The organism is Pseudomonas sp. B6002 (genome assembly GCF_013385985.1).
Lineage (GTDB): Bacteria > Pseudomonadota > Gammaproteobacteria > Pseudomonadales > Pseudomonadaceae > Aquipseudomonas.
The window spans coordinates 142713-162784 of the sequence record NZ_JACAOY010000001.1 but is presented as its reverse complement, the minus strand read 5'-3'; the positions used below and the strand labels follow the sequence as shown (position 1 = coordinate 162784).

General features: G+C 61.3%; 18 protein-coding genes. 6 read left to right on the top strand and 12 right to left on the bottom strand.

The features are described 5' to 3' along the window. Window positions 1-8 precede the first annotated feature (8 nt). Window positions 9-287 carry a hypothetical protein gene (locus HX792_RS00775; RefSeq protein ID WP_176994347.1) on the top strand — a complete coding sequence of 93 codons (279 nt, stop codon included), beginning with the start codon at window positions 9-11 and terminating at the stop codon, window positions 285-287. A 159-nt stretch (window positions 288-446) separates the two neighbouring features. Here the strand turns inward: HX792_RS00775 and HX792_RS00770 are convergent, their stop codons facing one another. Then, window positions 447-1067 carry a flavin reductase family protein gene (locus HX792_RS00770; protein WP_176994346.1) on the bottom strand — a complete coding sequence of 207 codons (621 nt, stop codon included), beginning with the start codon at window positions 1065-1067 and terminating at the stop codon, window positions 447-449. A 195-nt stretch (window positions 1068-1262) separates the two neighbouring features. Between HX792_RS00770 and HX792_RS00765 the strand changes: the two genes are divergently transcribed. Next, on the top strand, window positions 1263-2024 hold the full coding sequence (locus HX792_RS00765; RefSeq protein WP_176994345.1) for a hypothetical protein: 762 nt from the start codon (window positions 1263-1265) through the stop codon (window positions 2022-2024). 112 nt (window positions 2025-2136) lie between these two features. Here the strand turns inward: HX792_RS00765 and HX792_RS00760 are convergent, their stop codons facing one another. The 4 genes from HX792_RS00760 to HX792_RS00745 form a co-directional block, all read right to left on the bottom strand. Continuing rightward, window positions 2137-3456 carry an MFS transporter gene (locus tag HX792_RS00760; RefSeq protein WP_176994344.1) on the bottom strand — a complete coding sequence of 440 codons (1320 nt, stop codon included), beginning with the start codon at window positions 3454-3456 and terminating at the stop codon, window positions 2137-2139. Window positions 3457-3728: 272 nt separating this feature from the next. After that, the gene (locus tag HX792_RS00755) at window positions 3729-5054 is read right to left on the bottom strand and encodes a sigma-54 dependent transcriptional regulator (RefSeq protein WP_176994343.1); all 1326 of its coding nucleotides are present in this window, start codon (window positions 5052-5054) and stop codon (window positions 3729-3731) included. After that, window positions 5048-6814, bottom strand: a complete 1767-nt coding sequence (locus HX792_RS00750; protein WP_176994342.1) for an ATP-binding protein — start codon at window positions 6812-6814, stop codon at window positions 5048-5050. The genes HX792_RS00755 and HX792_RS00750 overlap by 7 nt, the downstream gene beginning before the upstream one ends. Window positions 6815-7063: 249 nt before the next feature. Then, window positions 7064-8587: a fumarate hydratase gene (locus tag HX792_RS00745; RefSeq protein ID WP_176994341.1), complete on the bottom strand. Its 1524-nt coding sequence runs from the start codon at window positions 8585-8587 to the stop codon at window positions 7064-7066. 217 nt (window positions 8588-8804) lie between these two features. Here HX792_RS00745 and HX792_RS00740 point away from each other — a divergent pair, with 217 nt between their 5' ends. Both HX792_RS00740 and HX792_RS00735 read left to right on the top strand, forming a co-directional pair. Further along, a complete protein-coding gene (locus HX792_RS00740; protein WP_176994340.1) occupies window positions 8805-9737 on the top strand; it encodes an iron-sulfur-binding ferredoxin reductase in 933 nt (310 codons plus the stop codon). A 30-nt stretch (window positions 9738-9767) separates the two neighbouring features. Beyond that, window positions 9768-10517, top strand: coding sequence for an enoyl-CoA hydratase-related protein (locus HX792_RS00735; protein WP_176994339.1), 750 nt, complete (start codon window positions 9768-9770; stop codon window positions 10515-10517). 167 nt (window positions 10518-10684) lie between these two features. Here HX792_RS00735 and pyk read toward each other — a convergent pair whose 3' ends face one another. Next, window positions 10685-12136 (bottom strand): pyruvate kinase, encoded by a 1452-nt coding sequence (gene pyk / locus HX792_RS00730; RefSeq protein ID WP_176994338.1) that lies wholly within the window; start codon window positions 12134-12136, stop codon window positions 10685-10687. A gap of 173 nt (window positions 12137-12309) precedes the next feature. On the opposite strand from pyk, the gene HX792_RS00725 reads away from it, so the two are divergent. Then, on the top strand, window positions 12310-12684 hold the full coding sequence (locus tag HX792_RS00725) for a tol-pal system YbgF family protein (RefSeq protein WP_176994337.1): 375 nt from the start codon (window positions 12310-12312) through the stop codon (window positions 12682-12684). Between the two features lie 220 nt (window positions 12685-12904). Beyond that, complete coding sequence (locus tag HX792_RS00720; protein WP_176994336.1) at window positions 12905-13264, top strand: PilZ domain-containing protein; 360 nt, start codon at window positions 12905-12907, stop codon at window positions 13262-13264. Window positions 13265-13321: 57 nt separating this feature from the next. On the opposite strand, the gene HX792_RS00715 is transcribed toward HX792_RS00720, so the two are convergent. The 6 genes from HX792_RS00715 to HX792_RS00690 are packed head-to-tail and all read right to left on the bottom strand — an operon-like array spanning window position 13322 to window position 19995. Continuing rightward, the gene (locus HX792_RS00715; protein WP_176994335.1) at window positions 13322-14653 is read right to left on the bottom strand and encodes a DUF58 domain-containing protein; all 1332 of its coding nucleotides are present in this window, start codon (window positions 14651-14653) and stop codon (window positions 13322-13324) included. Between the two features lie 7 nt (window positions 14654-14660). Beyond that, the gene (locus HX792_RS00710) at window positions 14661-15656 is read right to left on the bottom strand and encodes a MoxR family ATPase (RefSeq protein ID WP_176994334.1); all 996 of its coding nucleotides are present in this window, start codon (window positions 15654-15656) and stop codon (window positions 14661-14663) included. Next, window positions 15653-16813, bottom strand: coding sequence for a DUF4350 domain-containing protein (locus tag HX792_RS00705; protein ID WP_176994333.1), 1161 nt, complete (start codon window positions 16811-16813; stop codon window positions 15653-15655). The genes HX792_RS00710 and HX792_RS00705 overlap by 4 nt, the downstream gene beginning before the upstream one ends. Next, window positions 16810-18339, bottom strand: a complete 1530-nt coding sequence (locus HX792_RS00700) for a DUF4129 domain-containing protein (RefSeq protein ID WP_176994332.1) — start codon at window positions 18337-18339, stop codon at window positions 16810-16812. Before HX792_RS00700 ends, HX792_RS00705 begins: the two co-directional genes overlap by 4 nt. Beyond that, window positions 18326-19306, bottom strand: coding sequence for a stage II sporulation protein M (locus HX792_RS00695; protein ID WP_176994331.1), 981 nt, complete (start codon window positions 19304-19306; stop codon window positions 18326-18328). Before HX792_RS00695 ends, HX792_RS00700 begins: the two co-directional genes overlap by 14 nt. Further along, window positions 19303-19995 (bottom strand): RDD family protein, encoded by a 693-nt coding sequence (locus HX792_RS00690; protein ID WP_176994330.1) that lies wholly within the window; start codon window positions 19993-19995, stop codon window positions 19303-19305. The genes HX792_RS00695 and HX792_RS00690 overlap by 4 nt, the downstream gene beginning before the upstream one ends. Between the last annotated feature and the right edge of the window lie 77 nt (window positions 19996-20072).

Genomic DNA, 20072 nt, shown 5'->3' with positions numbered 1-20072 from the left:
AAGGTAGAATGGCCGACTTTCCATTGGCCAGGACCTGCAACATGGCACGTAAACAATTTGCCCATCACGAAGCCGTCTCTGCCGTTGTACCGGGAGAAGGTGGCTACAGCGCCGCCGTCGCCGTCAAGGCACTGGATGGCATGGGCGCACCGCAGTTTCACAAGATCCTTGATGGACAGAAGTTCAAGACCGCTTCCGACGCCGATGATGCGGCGACGGTGCAGCTTGAGCGGCTGGTTGATGTGGATGAAGAAGGTCAGTTGACCTGGGCAACTGCCACTAACTGAAGCCGAACACTTTTTACTGCCTAACGAAGAGCAAATGTGGGAGCCGGGCTTGCCCGCGATGAGGGCAGGTCAGCCGACTCATTGGGTGGCTAAGACTCCGCCATCGCGGGCAAGCCCGGCTCCCACATGGATCGGTTGTGTTTGTTAGAAAGTGATCAATCAGCGTGGGCGGTGCATTTTGAACAGGGCCTCTGGCCCCAGCTGGAAATAATCCGCCGGCCCACCGCCGCGCAAGATCGGCTCGGCGGCAGCGGTGTCGTAGATGCCGTCCTTGAGCAACCACTTGGCAATGTGCACGGCAACCACTTCACCCAGCACCAACCAGCTGGGCACAAGCGCTTTGTCCGCGCGTTGCAGCTGGATGATCTGCGTCACCTTGCACTCGAACGACACCGGGCTTTCGCCTACCCGTGGCACCTTGACGATCTTCGACGCAACCGGGGTCAGCCCGGACAATTCGAACTCGTTCACCTCTGGCGATACCGCCGCACAACTCTGGTTCATCTGCTCGGCCAGCGGGCGCGTGGCCAGGTTCCACACAAAATCGCCGGTCTGTTCGATGTTGTTCAGGCTGTCTTTGCGCCCGACACTGGAAAACCCAATGATCGGCGGAATGTAGTTGAACGCATTGAAGAAACTGTAGGGCGCCAGGTTCAGGCGGCCTTCGCTGTCCTGTGACGAAATCCAGCCAATGGGACGTGGGCCGACAATGGCATTGAACGGGTCATGGGGCAGGCCATGGCCGTTGGCGGGTTCGTAGAAGTGGATATCGTCAGGCATGGCCGGGGTTCCTGCTAATGGGGTCGGTGAGGTGGCCATACTGCAAGCCACGGCGCTGAATTTCCACCGGCCCTATGGAATTTTCATTGATCGGCCACCTATTTTTCACAGCGCCACGTTCAGTCTGCGCCCAGGTCGACACCCCCCTTTATAAGTCGGCCAATTGAAAGACTGAGCTTTGGAGCCTTCTACACGATGAACAAACTTCCTCAGATCACCCTGGCGTTCTGGGTCATGAAAATCTGCGCAACCACCCTCGGCGAAACGGCCGGTGACTTGCTGTCGATGACCCTGAACGTGGGTTACGCCATCAGCTCGATGATCTTGATCAGCGTGTTTCTGGTCACCCTGGTGACGCAACTCTGGTCCAAAGCCTACAACCCGGTGTTGTACTGGATCGTGATTTTGTCCACCAGCACGGCGGGCACCACCATGTCGGACTTCATGGACCGCTCCTTGGGCCTGGGGTATGCCACGGGGTCGATGATCCTGATTGCGATCCTGATGATCATCTTTGCCTTGTGGCATGTGAGCGGCGATTCGCTGAACGTGAATAAGGTGCAGAGCTTTCGCGGTGAGCTGTTCTACTGGATGGCGATTCTGTTTTCCAACACCCTGGGCACCGCATTGGGCGACTTCCTGGCTGATGACTCGGGGCTTGGTTTCGCCGGTGGCGCCTTGCTGATCGGCTCCGCCATTGCGGCGGTGGTAGTACTCAAATACTTCACCCGGATCTCGTCGGTGCTGTTGTTCTGGGTGGCGTTTGTACTGACCCGACCGTTTGGCGCGACCTTGGGTGACTTCCTCACCAAACCCCATGAAAAGGGCGGGCTGGATTTCGGCACTATTGGCTCGTCGGCAGTGTTGGCGGCGGTGCTGGTGGTGATGATTGCGGGGGCGTCGTATGCGCAGCGGCGGTATGGGCGTGACCGCATTAGCCAGGCGACACAAAACTAAAATGTGGGAGCGGGCTTGCCCGCGATTGCGGTGGATCAGTCTCTAAATTCGTTGGCTGGCTCACCGCTATCGCAGGCAAGCCAGCTCCCACATTTTTTACCGTGTTAAACCTTTAGTCGGTGGTGATGCGTGAATGCTTGCGGGTGTCTTTCATGGTCGCGTAAACCGCCAGCGAAATCGCAATACACGCCGTGACGTACCAGTAATACCCGGTTTCCATGCCGATGCTCTTGAACCACAGTGCGATGTATTCAGCCGTACCGCCGAAGATCGACACCGTCAGTGCATACGGCAGGCCCACGCCCAGGGCGCGGATTTCGGTAGGGAACAGCTCGGCCTTCACCACCGCGTTGATCGAGGTGTAGCCACTGACGATGATCAGCGCCGCCATGATCAGGAAGAACGCGCCCCACCAGGTCTGGATGGTGTGCAGGGTGGTGAGGATCGGCACGGTAAACAGGGTGCCGAGGACGCCGAAGGCGATCAGGATCGGGCGACGACCGACCTTGTCTGATAGCCCGCCGATGATCGGTTGCAGGCACATGAACAGGAACAGCGTGGCGGCCGAGATGGTGGTGGAGTCGGAGATGCTCATGCCGACCGTGTTCACCAGGTATTTCTGCATGTAGGTGGTGTAGGTGTAGAAGGCCAGGGTGCCGCCCATGGTCAGGCCGACCACGGTCATCAGTTCCTTGGGGTGACGCATCAAGGTGCGCATGGCGCTTTCCTTGGCTTTTTCCTTCTTGGTGAACGACTCGGTTTCTTCCATGCCACGACGCAGGTACAGCGCGACCACCGCACACAGGGCGCCGATGGCGAACGGAATACGCCAGCCCCAGGCGTACAGTTGTTCGGTGGTGAGGAATTGTTGCAGCACGATCAGCACGCCCAGCGCGATAAGCTGGCCGGAGATCAGGGTGACGTACTGGAAGCTGGAGTAGAAACCACGGCGCTCTTTGGTGGCCATCTCGCTGAGGTAAGTGGCGGAGGTGCCGTATTCGCCACCGACCGACAGGCCCTGCAGCAAGCGGGCAAACACCAGCAGGATCGGTGCACCGATGCCGATGATTTCATAGCCCGGGCTCAGGGCGATCAGCAGCGAGCCGAAGCACATCAGGTAGACCGAGGCCATCAAGGCTTTTTTACGCCCGACTTTGTCAGCGTAAAGGCCCATCAGCCAGCCGCCGATCGGGCGCATCAGGAAGCCCACGGCGAAAATCGCGGCGGTGTTGAGCAGTTGGGCGGTGGTGTCGCCTTTAGGGAAAAAGGTCTTGGCGAAGTACAGCGAGAACGCGGCGTAGACGTACCAGTCGTACCACTCGACCATGTTGCCGACGGAACCACTGAAAATCGATTTGATACGGCTTGAGGTAGTGCGCTCTTTCGTCGGCGCGGCCGTCGACCCCAGAGGCAGGGCGTTGGAGTTATCCATTGAAGGATCCTTCATCTAGTTGTTTTTATGGAGCGTGCCTGAGCACAGCCTGGTTCGGGCTATAGCAGGAGCTGTGCCAGGTAGATGAAGGCCCGGCCTAGAAGGGTTGGCAGGATTTTTTGAGCGGAAAGTCGCTGATAAATTTTGGGTGATGAGCGGAAATCCGCTTATGGCTGCCGGCCTCATCGCAGGCAAGCCAGCTCCCACATGGGAATGTGTTCACAGATCAAACTGTGGGAGCGGGCTTGCCCGCGATGGCGGCCTGAAGATCGCTAGAGAAACATCTCCCGCACCAACCCATGCCGCTGCATCTTCTCATTGAAGGTCCGCCGCGGCAGTTGCAGCTCCGCCAATACCGCCTTGATATCGCCTTTGTGCCGCATCAGCGCCGCCTTCAGGCAGTGTGCTTCAAAGGCCTCCTGTTGCGCCGCCAGGGATTGCCCGGCCTCTATACCCTCTGGCTCCGGATCACCCAGGCCCAACACCTGGCGCTCGGCGACGTTGGCCAATTCACGCACATTGCCCGGCCAGTCATGGCTGAGCAGGCGTCCTAACTGCGCGCCACTCAGGGGCTCGACACTGCGCCCCAGGCGTTCGGCAGCACTTCGGGCGAAGTGGTCGAACAGCAACGGGATATCTTCACGGCGCTCGCGCAAGGGCGGCAGGCGCAGTTGCGCGACGTTCAGCCGGTAGGCCAGGTCTTCGCGGAAACGCCCGGCGCGGGCCTCTTCCAGCAGGTCCGGCTTGGTGGCGGCGATGATGCGCAGGTCCACAGGGATACTCTGGTTGGAGCCCAGCCGTTCCAGCTTCTGTTCCTGCAGCACCCGCAGCAGCTTGACCTGCTGGGCCAGGGGCATGCTCTCGATTTCGTCCAGGAACAGCGTGCCGCCATGGGCATATTCCAGCTTGCCGATGCGCTTGCCCTGGGCGCCGGTGAACGCGCCGCTTTCGTGGCCGAACAGCTCGGCCTCAAACAGTTGCTCAGGGATCGCGGCGCAGTTGAGCGCCACGAACGGCTTCTTCGCCCGAGGCCCGAAATCATGCAGGCAACGGGCGACCAGTTCCTTGCCGCTGCCGGTCTCGCCACGGATCAGCACGTTGACTGGCAAACTCGCCAGGTCGAGCACCTGGCGCCGAAGGTTCTGCAGCCCACGGGATACGCCGAGCAGGCTGGATTCCAGTTGCGCCTTGGCATCGGCCTGCTGATGCAGGCGCCGGTTTTCCAGGATCAGCCCGCGCTTGTCCAACGCCCGGCGCAGGCTGTTGAGCAGGGCGTCAGGGCTGAAGGGTTTTTCCAGGAAATCGTAGGCACCCTCGCGCATGGCTTCGACGGCCATCGGCACGTCGCCATGGCCGGTGAGCAGGATTACCGGCAGGTCGGTGTCGCGGCGCTGTACTTCGGCCAGCAGTTCCAGGCCGCTCAGACCCGGCATGCGCACGTCGCTCAGGATCACGCCGGCAAAATCCTTGGGCAGTTGCGCCAGGCATTCCTCGGCGCGGCTGAACAACTGCACTTCAAAGCCGGACAGGCTCAACCATTGCTCGACGGCCGTGCGAATGCTGGCTTCGTCATCGACCACAATCACCGCGTTCAACATAGGTCGGGTGTCTCCAGCGCGATGGGCAAGGTCAGGGTAAACACGGCGCCATCGCCCCGATTACCGGCGATCAGGCGTCCACCCAGTTCATGCACGATAGCGTACGACACGGCCAACCCAAGGCCCAGTCCGTCGCCCACCGGCTTGGTGGTGAAGAAGGGGTCGAACACGCTGTTGAGGTGTTCCTCGGCTATCCCGCCGCCGCTGTCGCTGACGGTCAGTTGCCACAGTTGCTGGTCGGCATGCAGACGGATTTCCAGGCGCTTGCGCGGTTTGTCGGCCATCGCATCAAGGGCGTTGCGCAGCAGGTTGATCAGCACCTGTTCCAGGCGGATTGCATCACCACGGACCCAGGCCGGGCGGGTCAGGTCGAGTACCACGCCGATGCCTTCATCACGCAGGCGTGCATCGAGCAGATGCAGGGACTGGTCCACCACTAACGCCAAATCCAGTCGTTCGCGCAGGCCGCTCGGACTTTTGCGCGCAAACGTCTTGAGGTGGCCGGTGAGGGCGGCCATGCGGGTAAGCATTTCATCCAGCGGGGTCAGCGCCGTGTAGGCGTCGTCTACGCGGCCATGGTCCAGCAGCAGGCGTAAGGTGGCCAGTTGCATGCGCTGGGCCGTCAGTGGCTGGTTGATTTCATGGGCGAGGGCGGCAGACATCTGCCCCAGTGCCGCCAACTTGGCTGATTGCACCAGGCCGTCCTGTGCGGTGCGCAGGGCCTGGGTGCGTTCCTCTACCAATTGCTCAAGCTCTTCACGGCTGCGTTGGCGCAAACGGGCCAGGCGCCAGCGCTGGGTAAGGAACAGCACGAGGAACACCAGGGCCAGCCAGGAACCGGCGGCGGCGAGGCCGGCGTTGCGCTGGTCTTCAAAGGCAAACTGCGGTTTACGCAGCAGGTGCAACGTCCAGCCCTCGGCCTTCAGCGGCAGGGATTCCCAGATGTAATTAGCGCTGCCGTCGGGGCCGTTGACGCGCATCAGGTGGCTGTTGTCGTCGAAGCGTTGCAGGGGCTGGCTTTCCAGCGCTTGCAGCTGTTTTTTGTCGTATTGACGGGTGGCCTTGAGCTCCGCCAGGTCCTGCTCCGACAGCGGCCGCAGGTTGCGGTAGCGCCAGCCCGGTTGGTTGGCGATGAACACAATGCCTCGCGCGTCGCTGACCAGCAGCAGGTCATTGCCCTGGGCCCATTCGCGTTCCAGCTCGGGAAACTCCAGTTTCACCACCATAGCGCCGAGGAATTGCTCGTGCTCATCCACCACCGCACTGGAAAGGAAATAACCGGGGATGCCCGTGGTCACGCCCACGGCATAAAAGCGCCCGGTGCCTTGGCTCAGGGTCTGGCTGAAGTAGGGCCGAAACGCGTAGTTGTGCCCGACGTAACTGCTCGGCAGGTTCCAGTTACTGGCGGCCACGGCCAGGCCGGTGCGGTCCATCAACTCCAGGGTGGAGGATTGGGCGGCGCCGTTGATGCGTTCCAGTTTTCGGTTGAGCAAGTCCTGGGTGCCGGGATCCAGCGGGCCTTTCAAGGCGCGGATCATTTCCGAGTCCAGCGCCAGCACGGCGGGCAGGGCGCGGTAGCGTTCGATCAGGGTGTGCAAGGAGTTGGCGTATAGCGCCAACTGCTGATTGGCGCGGGCCGCATCGTCCACCAGGGCCTGGCGCTCGGCGTGGCGTGTAGCCAGGGCAGCGGCGAGCACCGCGCCGGCGATGATCAGCAGCGAATAGAAGGTCAGGCGCAGCGGGCGAGGGATCACGATCATACGGTGAGGGGCAGGCACAGTAAGGGGTGAGCACCATACCATGCGCGGCCAGGATCTTGTGGCGGGCCCGCTTTTGTGGGAGCTGGCTTGCCTGCGATGGCATCCCCTCGGCGTCACTGAAAAACCGAGGTGCCTGCATCGCAGCGGTGCGACGATTCGACAAGCCAGCTCCCACCTAAAAAGTGTCAGGCATAAAAAAGGCGACTGGGGCCTAGGGCCGCAGTCGCCTTCATTCAAACGGTCAGGTGCTTACTGCACTTCTACCGCCAGGCTTTCACTGATCTTTTTCTGCCAGATCGCAGGACCGGTGATGTGCACCGACTCACCTTTGCTATCAACTGCAACGGTCACCGGCATGTCTTTCACGTCGAACTCGTAGATCGCTTCCATGCCCAGTTCGGCGAAGGCAACAACGCGTGACTTCTTGATGGCTTGCGCCACCAGGTAAGCAGCGCCGCCCACAGCCATCAGGTACACGGCTTTGTGGTCCTTGATCGCTTCGATCGCAGTCGGGCCGCGCTCGGACTTGCCGATCATGCCCAGCAGGCCGGTTTGCTCGAGGATCTGACGGGTGAACTTGTCCATCCGCGTTGCGGTAGTCGGGCCGGCCGGGCCAACCACTTCTTCGCGCACCGGATCAACCGGGCCGACGTAGTAGATGAAACGACCCTTGAGGTCCACCGGCAGGGTTTCGCCCTTGTTCAGCATCTCGACCATGCGCTTATGCGCAGCGTCGCGACCGGTGAGCATCTTGCCGTTGAGCAACACGGTTTCACCTGGCTGCCAGCTCTGCACTTCTTCCGGGGTCAGGGTGTCGAGATTGACGCGGCGGGCCGACGGGCCGGCTTCCCAGACGATTTCCGGGTAGGCGTCCAACGGTGGCGCCTCCAGCGACGCCGGGCCCGAACCGTCGAGCACGAAGTGCGCGTGACGGGTGGCGGCGCAGTTGGGGATCATGCACACCGGCAGGGAGGCGGCGTGGGTCGGGTAGTCCATGATCTTCACGTCGAGCACGGTGGTCAGGCCACCCAGGCCCTGGGCGCCGATGCCCAGTTGGTTGACCTTCTCGAACAGCTCCAGGCGCATCTCTTCAATACGGTTCTGCGGGCCACGGGCTTTCAGCTCGTGGATGTCGATGGACTCCATCAACACCTCCTTGGCCATCACCGCCGCTTTCTCGGCGGTACCGCCGATGCCGATGCCCAGCATGCCCGGTGGGCACCAGCCGGCGCCCATGGTCGGAACGGTCTTCAAGACCCAGTCAACGATCGAGTCGGACGGGTTGAGCATGGCCATTTTCGACTTGTTCTCGGAACCGCCGCCCTTGGCCGCCACGTCCACTTCCACGGTGTTACCCGGGACGATGGAGTAGTGGATGACCGCGGGGGTGTTGTCCTTGGTGTTCTTACGCGCGCCTGCCGGGTCGGCGAGGATGGATGCACGCAGGACGTTTTCCGGCAGGTTGTAGGCGCGACGCACGCCTTCGTTGATCATGTCGTCCAGGCCCATGGTGGCGCCGTCCCAACGCACGTCCATGCCCACGCGCACGAACACGGTGACGATACCGGTGTCCTGGCAGATCGGGCGATGGCCGGTGGCGCACATGCGCGAGTTGATCAGGATCTGGGCGATGGAGTCACGGGCCGCTGGCGATTCTTCGCGCAGGTAGGCTTCGTGCATGGCCTGGATGAAATCAACGGGGTGGTAGTAGGAAATGAATTGCAGGGCGTCGGCAACGCTCTGAATCAGGTCGTCTTGCTTGATCACGGTCATGAGTCGCGCTCCTCTATAAGGGAACATTCAATAAAGGTGGTTTCAGTGTTGCATCGGTCGGCTGAAGCCACCTTTCCAAGGCACGCCAAAATGGTGCAGGCGCGACGCTAAAAAGGCGCGGCAGTATAACCCGGCTCGGTGGCCGATACACCCGACTATGGTCAAACTGTCGCAGGCATGATTCCCTGTGCGCGTCCCCTGTGTCTGAGACCTTTATATGCCTGAACTGCACGTCGGCGAACGCCACTGGTCGGTCGCCCCCGGCAGCAACCTGCTGGATGCGCTGAACCAGGCGGGTGTGGCCGTGCCCTACAGTTGCCGCGCCGGCAGTTGCCATGCCTGCCTGGTGCGTTGCCGGGGCGATGTCGAAGACAAGCAGCCCGAGGCCTTGAGCCCCACGCAACGCCAGGACGGCTGGCGTTTGGCGTGCCAGTGCCAGGTCCTGGGGGATTTGCAGGTCGAAACCTTTGACCCGCAGCGCGATGGCCTGCCTGCTCGCGTGGTGGGGGCCGACTGGCTGAACCCGACGGTGCTGCGCCTGCGCCTGCAACCGGAGCGCGGCCTGCGTTATCGCGCCGGCCAGCACCTGGTGTTGTGGGCCGGGCAGGTGGCCCGGCCGTATTCCCTGGCGAGCCTGCCCCAGGAGGACCCGTTCCTGGAGTTTCACCTTGATTGCCGCCAACCCGGCGAATTCAGCGACCTGGCCCGTCAACTGCAAGTGGGAGACCCTCTGCGCTTGGGCGAACTGCGCGGCGGCGCGTTGCACTACGACCCGGACTGGCACGCCCGGCCGCTGTGGCTGCTGGCTTCCGGTACAGGCCTGGGACCTTTGTGGGGCGTGTTGCGTGAGGCGTTGCGTCAGGATCACCAGGGCGCGATCCGCCTGATTCACCTGGCCCATGATGCCAACGGACATTACCTGGCCGAAGCCCTGACGCAGCTGGCCGCGCAGTACCCGAACCTGACAGTGGAGCTGTGGACCGCGGCCGAGTCGACCCAGGCATTGGCGCAACTGCGGCTTGTTTCGCGGCAAACTCTGGCTTTACTCTGCGGGCACCCTGGCAATGTCGAGGCGTTCTCCAAGCGCCTGTTCCTGGCGGGGCTGCCGCGCAATCAACTGCTGGCCGACGTGTTCCTGCCCCGTGGTTGAGCGCTGAATTCCACCGTCGCGAGACTCACCATGACCGATGCCATCCTGCAACAACGCGAGCGCGGGCTGCTGACCTTGCAGCTCAATCGACCGGACAAGAAAAACGCCCTGACCCGCGCCATGTACACCCAACTGGCCGAGGCGCTGGAAGGCGCTGACGCGGATGCCGACATCCGCTGCGTGCTGATCCAGGGCAGCAGTGAGTGCTTTACCGCCGGCAATGACATCGGCGATTTCCTCGAACAGCCCCTCAGCGATCTCGACAGCCCACCGTTTCACTTCATGAAAAGCCTGATCAACTGCCGCAAGCCGGTGATCGCGGCCGTGGCAGGCGCGGCGGTGGGGATCGGCACGACGCTGTTGCTGCATTGTGACCTGGTCTATATCAGTCGTGATGCGCGCTTGCGCATGCCGTTCGTCAACCTCGGCCTGTGCCCGGAGTTTGGTTCGAGCCTGATCCTGCCCCGCTTGTTGGGCCATGCGAAAGCGGCTGAGTTATTATTGCTGGGCGAGGGGTTTACCGGCGAACAGGCGGCTGCGTGGGGCATTGCCACTGAGGCGCTGGGCAGCGGTGAAGCGGCGTTGGCCAAGGCGCGGGCAATGGCCGAACGTTTTGAAGACCTGGCGCCGGGGGCGGTGCAGGTGACCAAGCAGTTGATGAAGAGCGTTGATCGCGAGCAGTTACGGCAGGTGATTGAGGAAGAGGGGGCGCTGTTCACCCAGCGGTTGCGGTCGCCGGAGGCTGTGGCGGCGTTGTCGGCCTTTATCACTCGGCGGTAGAGGTGTGTTGGTTGGTCGGGCCTCATCGCGGGCAAGCCCGCTCCCACAGGGGATCGCGGTCAAACTGTGGGAGCGGGCTTGCCCGCGATGAGGCACTCTGCAGCCACACAAAAACCCAGGCATAAAAAAGCCCCGAACCAGTCGGGGCTTTCTCATTCAACGCTCACTCAAACCTGCGGGTCGCCCACGTGCAGGATCTTCATGCCGTTGGTGCCACCGGTGGTGTGGTAGCTGTCGCCTTTGGTCAGGATGACCCAGTCGCCTTTCTCCACAACGCCGCGCTTGACCAACTCGTCGATGGCCTTCTGGCTGACTTCGTTCGGTGCCAGCGAAGCCGGATCGAACGGAACGGTGTACACGCCACGGAACATCGCCGTGCGAGCCTGGGCTTCACGGTGTGGAGTGAACGCGTAGATCGGTACCGAAGAACGGATACGCGACATGATCAGCGGCGTGTAGCCACTTTCGGTCAAGGCGATGATCGCCTTCACGCCCGGGAAGTGGTTGGCGGTGTACATGGCCGCCAGGGCGATACTCTGGTCGCAGCTTTCGAACTCTTTGCCGATGCGGTGGCTGGAGGTCTTGCTGGTCGGGTGCTTTTCAGCGCCAAGGCAGATACGCGCCATGGCTTGCACTGCTTCCAGCGGGTACGGGCCGGCAGCACTTTCAGCCGAGAGCATCACGGCGTCGGTGTAGTCGAGCACGGCGTTGGCCACGTCAGACACTTCGGCGCGGGTCGGCATCGGGTTCTGGATCATCGACTCCATCATCTGGGTCGCCACGATCACCGCCTTGTTGTGGCGGCGTGCGTGCAGGATGATTTTCTTCTGGATACCGATCAGCTCGGCATCGCCGATTTCCACGCCCAGGTCACCACGGGCAACCATTACGGCGTCGGACGCCTTGATCAGGCCGTCGAGGGTTTCGTCATCGGCCACGGCTTCGGCGCGTTCGATCTTCGCCACCAGCCAGGCGGTGCCGCCGGCTTCGTCGCGCAGTTTACGGGCGTATTCCATGTCGGCGGCGTCGCGCGGGAAGGACACGGCGAGGTAGTCCACTTCCATTTCGGCGGCGAGAATGATGTCAGCCTTGTCTTTTTCAGTCAGGGCCGGTGCGGTCAGGCCGCCACCACGACGGTTGATGCCTTTGTGGTCGGACAGCGGGCCGCCGATGATCACGGTGCAATGCAGTTCGGTCGGTGTGGCGGTGTCGACGCGCATGACCACGCGGCCGTCGTCCAGCAGCAGTTCGTCGCCGACGCCGCAGTCCTTGACCAGGTCCGGGTAGTCGATACCCACGACTTGCTGGTTGCCTTCGGTCAGCGGGTGGCTGGTGGAGAAGGTGAACTTGTCACCGATCTTCAGCTCGATCCGCTTGTTGGCGAATTTGGCGATACGGATTTTCGGGCCTTGCAGGTCACCCAGCAGCGCCACGAAGCGGCCGTGCTTGGCAGCCAGGTCACGCACCAGCTTGGCGCGAGCCTTGTGCTCGTCCGGGGTGCCGTGGGAGAAGTTCAGACGGGCAACGTCCAAACCAGCCAGAATCAGCTGTTCGAGGACTTCCGGCGAGTTGCTGGCCGGGCCAAGGGTGGCGACGATTTTGGTACGACGGACGGACATGCACAGACTCCTGAGTTCAAGCGCTGAGGAAGGCTACTATGCTCTTTCGTTGTAGTCATTGTTCGTTTGCACTACTTATCGACGATTGACTTGTTTTTGCTGCGAGTGAATACGAACACCCTTGAAGATTTTCGACGAGGGGTCGATACACTGCACAAGACAGGAGAACCCTCATGCGAATTTTGCTCGTTGCTGCCCTGGCCGTCAGTGTTGTCGGCTGTACCCGCTGGTCGATGGACCACCATTTGAACAATGCTTACCGTGCCTATGGGGTGGGTGATTGCGAGCGCGTCACCCTGGAGTTGTCGCAGGTCGACCGTGAGAGCCGCACCCGTCGTTATGTGCAGCCGGAAGTGTCGATGTTGCGCGGGCAATGCCTGGAGCGGCAGAAGTTGTTTGTCGATGCGGTTCAAACCTATCAATTCATCATCACCCAGTACCCGTCGAGTGAGTACGCATACCGTGCTCGCGCCCGGCTCGACACCTTGCAACAGTTGGGGCACTACCCCGGCGCCAGTGTTGCGCAGCCGCGTCCGGCGTCTTTGTAATGATATTTGTCATCTAATAGCTGGCCCGTCGCCAGTCTTGGTCTATCCTTCGAATGTCCGTTTGTACAAGTTTTTGTTCGAACGCAAGCAAGGCCTGGATTCGGCAGCAGTCTAGTGACACGCAGGATGCGTATTGTCACACCGAGACCCGGGGAGAGTGGGCCATTGGCCTGTTCCGAATCACTGGCACGGCCTGACTCATGGCCATGGGATGACGACCATGTTTACCGAACGACGGATTGAGCGGCATCAACTTCCTTATTTCCTGCAGGTGTTTAATCGCCGCACGGATAAGCCTATCGGTTATTTGGGCAATGTTTCTGAAGATGGCCTGATGTTGATCAGCCAATTGCCCATGATGGTCGACGTGGACTTCGAGCTGCGCTTTAAGATCCCGGGGCCTGAGGGCGATTTTCATGCGATTGACATCACGGCGACATGCCTGTGGAGCCATGAAGATGTAAACCCTCAGCACTACGACTCGGGATTCAGTGTGACTCAGGCGTCCGACGAGTACGCGCAGTTGATCAGCGCCCTGTTGAATTATTTCAGTTTCGATCCTTTGCAGGCATCCGCCTAGCCACTGCGCACTGTCGACTCGGTTCTGGGGGAGCCCTGGCCGGGGTCGACGCGTGCTTTAGAACACCCCGGCTTTTTTCCAGCCCAGATAACGTGTCACCAGGGCGGGCCCCAATGCTGAAGGCAAGGCGTCCAGCAGCGATAAACCCTGTGCGCTCAGCCTGTCGTGCAATTCATCTCGGGTATTGAGGTAGTCGACCGTGCCGCTGTAAGCCAGTGCTTCAGGCAAGGTTTGCACGGGCACCTGGCGCAGGTGGTCGAGGACTTCTTCTCGCAGGCTGGCCACCAGCACCCGGTGCTGTCGACCAATACGCTTGGCCGCGGTCATCAGTGCCTCATCGTCCTCGTCCCGCAGGTTGGTCACCATGATCACCAATGCCCGGCGCTTTTGCCGAGCCAGCAGTTGGCTGGCGGCAGCCTCGTAGTCGGCCGTGTGTCGGGTGGTGTCCAGGTCGTATACCGCGTTGAGCAACAGGTTCAGCTGACTGCTGCCCTTGACCGGTGCCAGGTATCGCGGCTGTTCACTGGCAAAGGTGCACAACCCCACCGCATCACCCTGGCGTAACGCCACATAGCTGAGCAGCAGGCAGGCGTTGAGCGCATGGTCGAAGTGGGAGAGTTCATCGTCCTGGCTGCGCATGCGCCGACCGCAATCGAGCATGAATACAATTTGTTGGTCGCGTTCATCCTGGTATTCGCGGGCGATGGGGGTGCGTTGCCGGGCAGTGGCTTTCCAATCGATCTGGCGCAGGCTGTCGCCTTCACGAAACTCACGCAGTTGATGGAATTCCAACCCCAACCCCCTGCGCTGATGTTGTCGCACGCCCAGCTGGCTTAGCCAGTTATCCACACCCAACAGCTGCGCGCCATATAAACGAGCGAAGTCCGGGTACACGCGGGTTGCGTCGCTTACTTCAACAAACCGCCGCGCCGACCACAACCCAAAAGGGCTGGGCAGATGAACCTCACAACGGCTGAAACTGAAGTGGCCACGGCGCAGGGGGCGCAGGCGATAGCCAAGTTCGCTGCGCTCACCTGGGTTCAGCGCGATGGATTGGGGCAGGTTTTCTACGCTCAGGCCATCGGGGGCGTGGTCGAATACGGTGACTGTCAGGGGCTGTGAGTAATGGTGTGTCAAGCTCAGGCGCACCTCACTCCATCGCCCGAGTGCCAGGCTGCCGGGCATCAGGCGTTCTACCTGTACGGACGGCCGACGACACAACCGTACGGCATCCAGTACGGCCATCAACAAGAGTGCGAGCAATAGACCCCAGGCTATGGAGTGCAGAGTGCCGGGCACCTTGAGCTGCAATGCCTCAGCTGTGCCGATCAGGATGCTCAGGCCTAGCAGCACCCCCAACCAGCTCAACAACAGTCGCGTCGGTTTCATGGAAGGATCACTGCCGTGGCGCCGGGATCTGATCCAGCAACTGCTGGAGCACTTGGTCGACCTCCAACCCGTCGATGTCCAGCTCTGGCGCAATGCGTACCCGATGGCGCAATACTGCCAATGCACAACCCTTGATGTCGTCCGGGGTGACGAATTCGCCGCCGCGCAACAAGGCCCGGGCCCGGGCACCGCGCACCAGTGCAATGGAGGCTCGTGGGCCTGCACCGATAGTCAAGCCCGGCCAGCTGCGGGTGGCGCGGGCCAGTCGTACGGCATAGTCGAGCACCTGCTCATCCAAGGCCAATTCACTGGCGATTTGCTGCAATTGCACGACGTCCTGGGCCTGAAGCACGGTGCGTAATGGCTGCACGTCGAGCATGTCGGCTCGGGACGAGCGGGTGACTTCGCGCACCATATCCAGCTCCTGCTGGGCATCCGGGTAATCCATGCGCACCTTGAGCATGAACCGGTCCAACTCGGCTTCGGGCAGGGGGTAGGTGCCTTCCTGTTCGATGGGGTTCTGGGTTGCCAATACCATGAACGGCTGGCCGAGAGGCAGTGCTTCACCCTCAAGAGTGACCTGGCGCTCCTGCATCGCTTCGAGCAGTGCGGCCTGGGTCTTGGCGGGCGCGCGATTGATTTCGTCGGCCAACAACAGATGGGTGAACAGCGGGCCTTTGCGCAACTTGAACTGTTCGCTGTGCAGGTCGTACACGGCATGGCCGGTCACATCGCTGGGCATCAGGTCGGGCGTGAACTGGATGCGCGCGAAATCACCGCCAAAACACCGCGCCAGCGCCCGCACCAGCAACGTCTTGCCGAGGCCAGGTACGCCTTCGAGCAGCACGTGGCCACCGGCAATCAATGCCGTCAGCACATCGTCAATCACCTGGTCTTGGCCGATCACCGCCTTGCGCAGTTCAATGCGCAGATCCTGCGCCTGTCTGCTGGCGTGTTGAAGGCTTTCGGTGGGCAGGGCACTCGCCGTTGGAAAATCACTCATAGGGCATTCCTGAGGGTTTGCAGGCATGCCACCTGACGGCTGAAATCGGCGCTGTTAAGCCGTTTTGCCGCAAGTGGTCCGAGGGCCTGGCTGATGACGTGCAAGGGTTGGTGCGTCAGGCGTTCGAGCACCTGCCACTGTTCTGCTGTTTCGAGATGTTCAAAGCCTGGGTGACGACGGCGGGCGGCGCGTTGAATGTCTTGTTGCAATGCACGTAGCAAGGCACCTTGGCCGACGCGCCGGAGCAGAAAATCGGCACTGGCCTGAAGGTGTTCCTGCAATTGGCGGCGAGCCCTGGGGGCCGGCGCCTGGATAGGGCCCTGGCGCATACCGGCATGCCAGAGTGCCAGGGCTATCAGCGCGACAAGTGCCACCACCGCCTGGGGAAAGTAACGCATCAGCAGGGTGAGCAGGCTGTCCACATCGGTATGGAACAGCAAGGTCACATCCGTGCCCTGATTCAAGTACCAGAGCAGCCAGGCATTGTCATAGTGGCCGATAGCAGCGTTCTTCCATACATCGCTGTCGGTCACCACGGTCACGCTGCCTTGCCCAAAGTCCAGTTGCATCAGGTGGCTGGACTTGGCGCTGTTGGCAGAAAATTGCGCCAGGTGCTTGGGGTCGGTGAGGTTGAAGTCGGTGTCGAAGTTGAAATAGGCCGGAGCGGTTTCATTGTCGACATACAGCTTGGTCAGGTCTGGCGCTTTCTTTTTGTTGCGCGGTGAAGCCGGTTCGTCGAATGCCTCGCTCAATGCCTGATGGATATTCAAGCGATCGAGCAGCAGGTCGCCGCTGGTGCCGGTCTCTTCATCCCACAAGGCTTCGGCAACCACCAACAGATGGCCGCCGGACTTTGCCCAGTCGAGCAGTTGGTTCACCTGGCCTGGCGTCATCGTGCTGCGTTCACCCAGTAACAGCAGGCTATTACCTTTGGGCGGCAGGTCGGCGAGCCCTTCAAGGCTATTGGCATGTGCCACGGCCAGGCCCTGCTGGCGCAGAAAGTGTTCGGCCGCCAGGTAAGGGTTCGCCTGGGCTTCCGGCGATGGCCCCCGGTCGACGACTTCTTCATAGGGGATTGCCTTGTGCCAGGCGTAAAACGCACCGGCCCCCAGCAGGCATGCCAGCAACAGTCCCGTCCACAGCAGTAGCCGATTCATCGTGCGGCCCCCGAGCTGAACAGCATACGCCAATCACTGCACAGCTTTTGCTGGGCTGCGGCGGGTGGCAGGCGGTGGCCATAGGCGAGGTTCTGCCAGTGGCGAGTCAGTTCATCACTGAAGGCCAGCAACTGTGGTTGTTGCAGGTGGTGAACGTGCTCCAGGACCTGGCCTTCGGTGTCGGCTTCTTTAAGCGGCAGGTGGAAGTCGTGAAGCAGTCGACTGAGCAAACCGCGATACAGCAGCCCAAGGGCCTCCCTGGGACGCGTCGCCCAGAGTGCTTCGGCGGTGCTGGCGATGTCCTCGGGCAACGTTTCGATGCCCAGATCAAGGCCAAACAATTGAGCAGGAGCCAGCTTGGGCGTTTTGTGCGGGAGAGTGGGGCGTCGGCTGACGAAGGCGCGAACCCAGTCCCGATAGCGCCAGACCAACAGCGCCAGGCCACCGATCAGCACGCTCCACAGGATGACTTCCAGGCCTTGGGCCGCGTGCTTGAAGGTAGTGCTGTTGAAGCTGTCCAGCAGTGCCTGCAGCCAGGCGGGTAACTTGCCTTCGCTGTGCGTGCGGTTTTTGACGGCGGTTTTTTCCTCGCCGAAGCGGTACCGGGTGACGGTTTCCGGGTTTTTGAAAGGAGGCTTTTCCAACTGTGCCTTGATCGACTGGCTAGCGGCTTGGGTGCTTAGCGGCTTGCTGCTATTGGGCTCCCCAGCCAAGGCCGGAGAGCTGGTTTGGATGAGCATCAACCCGACCACGAGCAACATCAACGTCGCAACGTTGGCCAGGCGCTGGCGCAGGCGGCGAAACACCAGTTCCAGGTCCCAGGCTTCCAACAGGGTGCGGCGGTTGAGATAAAGGCTGAAGCCGCAGGCAACGTAGATGGGCTCCCAGAACACCAGCACCAGGGCGTAGAACGCGTTGCCCAGGTGTTCCAGCCATAAGCCTTCGGAGGCGGTCGCCAGTGCCAGCCGTTGCCAGTCCCAGTCCATTTCGACCTGCTGGGGAATGAAGAAGTAGAACAGGGCCATGCAGCCGAACCACAGGCCGATTTCCAGATGCATTCCGAGGAGGGTAAGCCATCGTGCAGCCCCGGCGTTGTGCTGTAGCAACACGCCCAGGCGTCGCTGGCGTGCCTGGCCGTCCAACCCTTCGAGTTGGCTGACCGGCAGCAGGAAGCTGCGACTGAGGCTGAACCGGCGCCAGGTCAGGCTGACCAGCAACTGGCCTTTGAGCAGCCTTGGCCAGTGGCGCACCGCGTGTTTGAGGCTTGGGGTGTCACCAAACAGTGCGGTGGACAAGATGTACAGGGGAAGCCGGTCGAAGGCGGGCTTGAGCCACCAGAACAGGATCATGGCGAGCGTGGGGAAGTCCCAGAGCAAAACGGTGAGTAGCGCAAAGACTGGCAAGGTCACCAGCGCCCAACTACTCATCAACAGCCCACGATGCTGGCGAGCCATGAGTACGCCGAGGTCCATGGCTTCCCAGGTAGTACGTGGGCGGATCACGACGCTGGCATCACTCAGGCGCATGAGAGGTCCGCCCGGCAAAGGTCAAATAAGCGGCTACCAGCAGCCAGAGTGTGGCGCCCACGAGGTATTTGACCCAGGGCGCGATCGTCGTCGTGGAAGACCAGTACGCTTCGATAAACGCTGCGATCAACAGGAAGATCATGACGCCGCAGAGCATCTGCACGCTTTTGCGTGCGGCCAGGCGCAGGGATTCGCCCCGGGTGAGTGGCCCTGGCGAAATCAACGCCCAGCCCAGTTGCAAGCCTGCCGCACCAGCCAGGGCGATGGCCGTCAATTCGAAGGCACCGTGGCCAATGACGAACGACCAGAAGGTCTGGCCGTAACCGATTTCGGTCAGGTGCCCGGAGATTGCTCCGATGATCAAACCGTTGAATATCAGGAAGAACACGCTGCCCAGGCCAAACAGCAGGCCGGCGGCGAAGGTCTGGAAAGCGATGCCGATGTTGTGCATCACGTAGTAGCCGAACATCATCCAGTCTTCGCTGGAGGCACGGTCGGCGGCGCGGCCGAGACGGCTGGCATCGGGGTTGTACATGGCTTGCATCTCGGCGACCTGCTGGGGGCTGACGATGCTGTAGATCAGGTCGGGGAACAGATAGACCAGCAAGGCGATGCCCACTAGGCTGGTAAAGAACAGCAGGCTTGCGATCAGCACGAAGCGCCATTGCTCGCGTACCAGGCGTGGAAAGCCCGCCAGGATGAAGCCGAGGACATTCGCCGTCAGTTGGCTGCGATGACGATACAACTGCTGGTGGCCACGCAGGGCGAGTTGCTGAAGGGGATCGACCAGGTAGCTGCTATAGCCGCGTTCCTGGGCCAGGGCGAGGTGCTGGCACAACCTTCGATAGTGGTGGGGGAAGTCCGCCATGTCACTCGCCCTGGCTTTGCCTTGCTCCAACTGTTTCAACTGCTCGGCAAAGGACTGCCATTGGCGTTGGTGACGGCTTTCGAAGAGGCTCTGCTTCATGCTGGCCCCAACAGTCCGCGGGCCACGCCATTGAGTTGTTCGACGGCGCGGGCCGGAGACACCTGCAGGGGGGTGGCGAGGATGGAGGCCAGTTCATGCACCCGTTCGGCAGACAGTTCACCCTGGCGTTCGGCAAAACCAAGGATCGCTCGCTGTTCACTCAACTCCAGTGGGAATGGCAGGCGCAACGGCTGGGCTTGAGGCACCTGTGGGCGAGCCAGTGGCTGTTCGCGGTAGATCACCAGCGTGCCTGCGGCCAGGTCGCCAAGGCGCTTGAAATGAGGGTGTTGCAGGCAACTGATGGCACCGAGGAAGTAGCCGAAGGGCAGCATGTCGACAAAACGCAGCAGGTTGCGGATCAGTGACGCGGACCAGCCAACGGGCGTGCCGTCATCCTGCACGACCCTCAAGCCCATGACTTGCTTGCCGGGAGAACTGCCCTGGTTCAGTACTTCGAACAGCACCATGTACCACCAGCTGACCAGAAACAGCAGCAATGAGCCCAGGCCGATACCAATATTGCCCAACAAGGCCAAAGGCACGAGCAGGATACCCATGATCAGCCCGCGTACACCCAGGTCAAAGGCAAAGGCTAGTGCGCGGGGCAGCAAGCCTGCCGGGCGCAAGGGCAGATCGATACCCTCCGGGGTCTCGATCTGGTAGCGGGTATCCAACGGGACTGATGGCATTGCGATCCTTGGCAGTGCGTAGCGGCTGAGTGACACGGATGCTAGCAGTGTCGACGGTGGAAGCAACCATTCAAGTT

Excerpts from the sequence above, each read along its gene's own strand:
- HX792_RS00775 (WP_176994347.1), top strand. The coding sequence starts at position 9 with ATGGCCGACTTTCCATTGGCCAGGACCTGCAACATGGCACGTAAACAA.
- HX792_RS00725 (WP_176994337.1), top strand. The coding sequence starts at position 12,310 with ATGCGAATTTTGCTCGTTGCTGCCCTGGCCGTCAGTGTTGTCGGCTGT.
- HX792_RS00750 (WP_176994342.1), bottom strand. The coding sequence starts at position 6,814 with ATGATCGTGATCCCTCGCCCGCTGCGCCTGACCTTCTATTCGCTGCTG.
- HX792_RS00700 (WP_176994332.1), bottom strand. The coding sequence starts at position 18,339 with ATGCGCCTGAGTGATGCCAGCGTCGTGATCCGCCCACGTACTACCTGG.
- HX792_RS00720 (WP_176994336.1), top strand. The coding sequence starts at position 12,905 with ATGTTTACCGAACGACGGATTGAGCGGCATCAACTTCCTTATTTCCTG.
- HX792_RS00705 (WP_176994333.1), bottom strand. The coding sequence starts at position 16,813 with ATGAATCGGCTACTGCTGTGGACGGGACTGTTGCTGGCATGCCTGCTG.
- HX792_RS00695 (WP_176994331.1), bottom strand. The coding sequence starts at position 19,306 with ATGAAGCAGAGCCTCTTCGAAAGCCGTCACCAACGCCAATGGCAGTCC.
- HX792_RS00740 (WP_176994340.1), top strand. The coding sequence starts at position 8,805 with ATGCCTGAACTGCACGTCGGCGAACGCCACTGGTCGGTCGCCCCCGGC.
- HX792_RS00755 (WP_176994343.1), bottom strand. The coding sequence starts at position 5,054 with ATGTTGAACGCGGTGATTGTGGTCGATGACGAAGCCAGCATTCGCACG.
- HX792_RS00765 (WP_176994345.1), top strand. The coding sequence starts at position 1,263 with ATGAACAAACTTCCTCAGATCACCCTGGCGTTCTGGGTCATGAAAATC.
- HX792_RS00735 (WP_176994339.1), top strand. The coding sequence starts at position 9,768 with ATGACCGATGCCATCCTGCAACAACGCGAGCGCGGGCTGCTGACCTTG.
- HX792_RS00715 (WP_176994335.1), bottom strand. The coding sequence starts at position 14,653 with ATGAAACCGACGCGACTGTTGTTGAGCTGGTTGGGGGTGCTGCTAGGC.
- HX792_RS00745 (WP_176994341.1), bottom strand. The coding sequence starts at position 8,587 with ATGACCGTGATCAAGCAAGACGACCTGATTCAGAGCGTTGCCGACGCC.
- HX792_RS00760 (WP_176994344.1), bottom strand. The coding sequence starts at position 3,456 with ATGGATAACTCCAACGCCCTGCCTCTGGGGTCGACGGCCGCGCCGACG.
- pyk (WP_176994338.1), bottom strand. The coding sequence starts at position 12,136 with ATGTCCGTCCGTCGTACCAAAATCGTCGCCACCCTTGGCCCGGCCAGC.
- HX792_RS00710 (WP_176994334.1), bottom strand. The coding sequence starts at position 15,656 with ATGAGTGATTTTCCAACGGCGAGTGCCCTGCCCACCGAAAGCCTTCAA.
- HX792_RS00690 (WP_176994330.1), bottom strand. The coding sequence starts at position 19,995 with ATGCCATCAGTCCCGTTGGATACCCGCTACCAGATCGAGACCCCGGAG.
- HX792_RS00770 (WP_176994346.1), bottom strand. The coding sequence starts at position 1,067 with ATGCCTGACGATATCCACTTCTACGAACCCGCCAACGGCCATGGCCTG.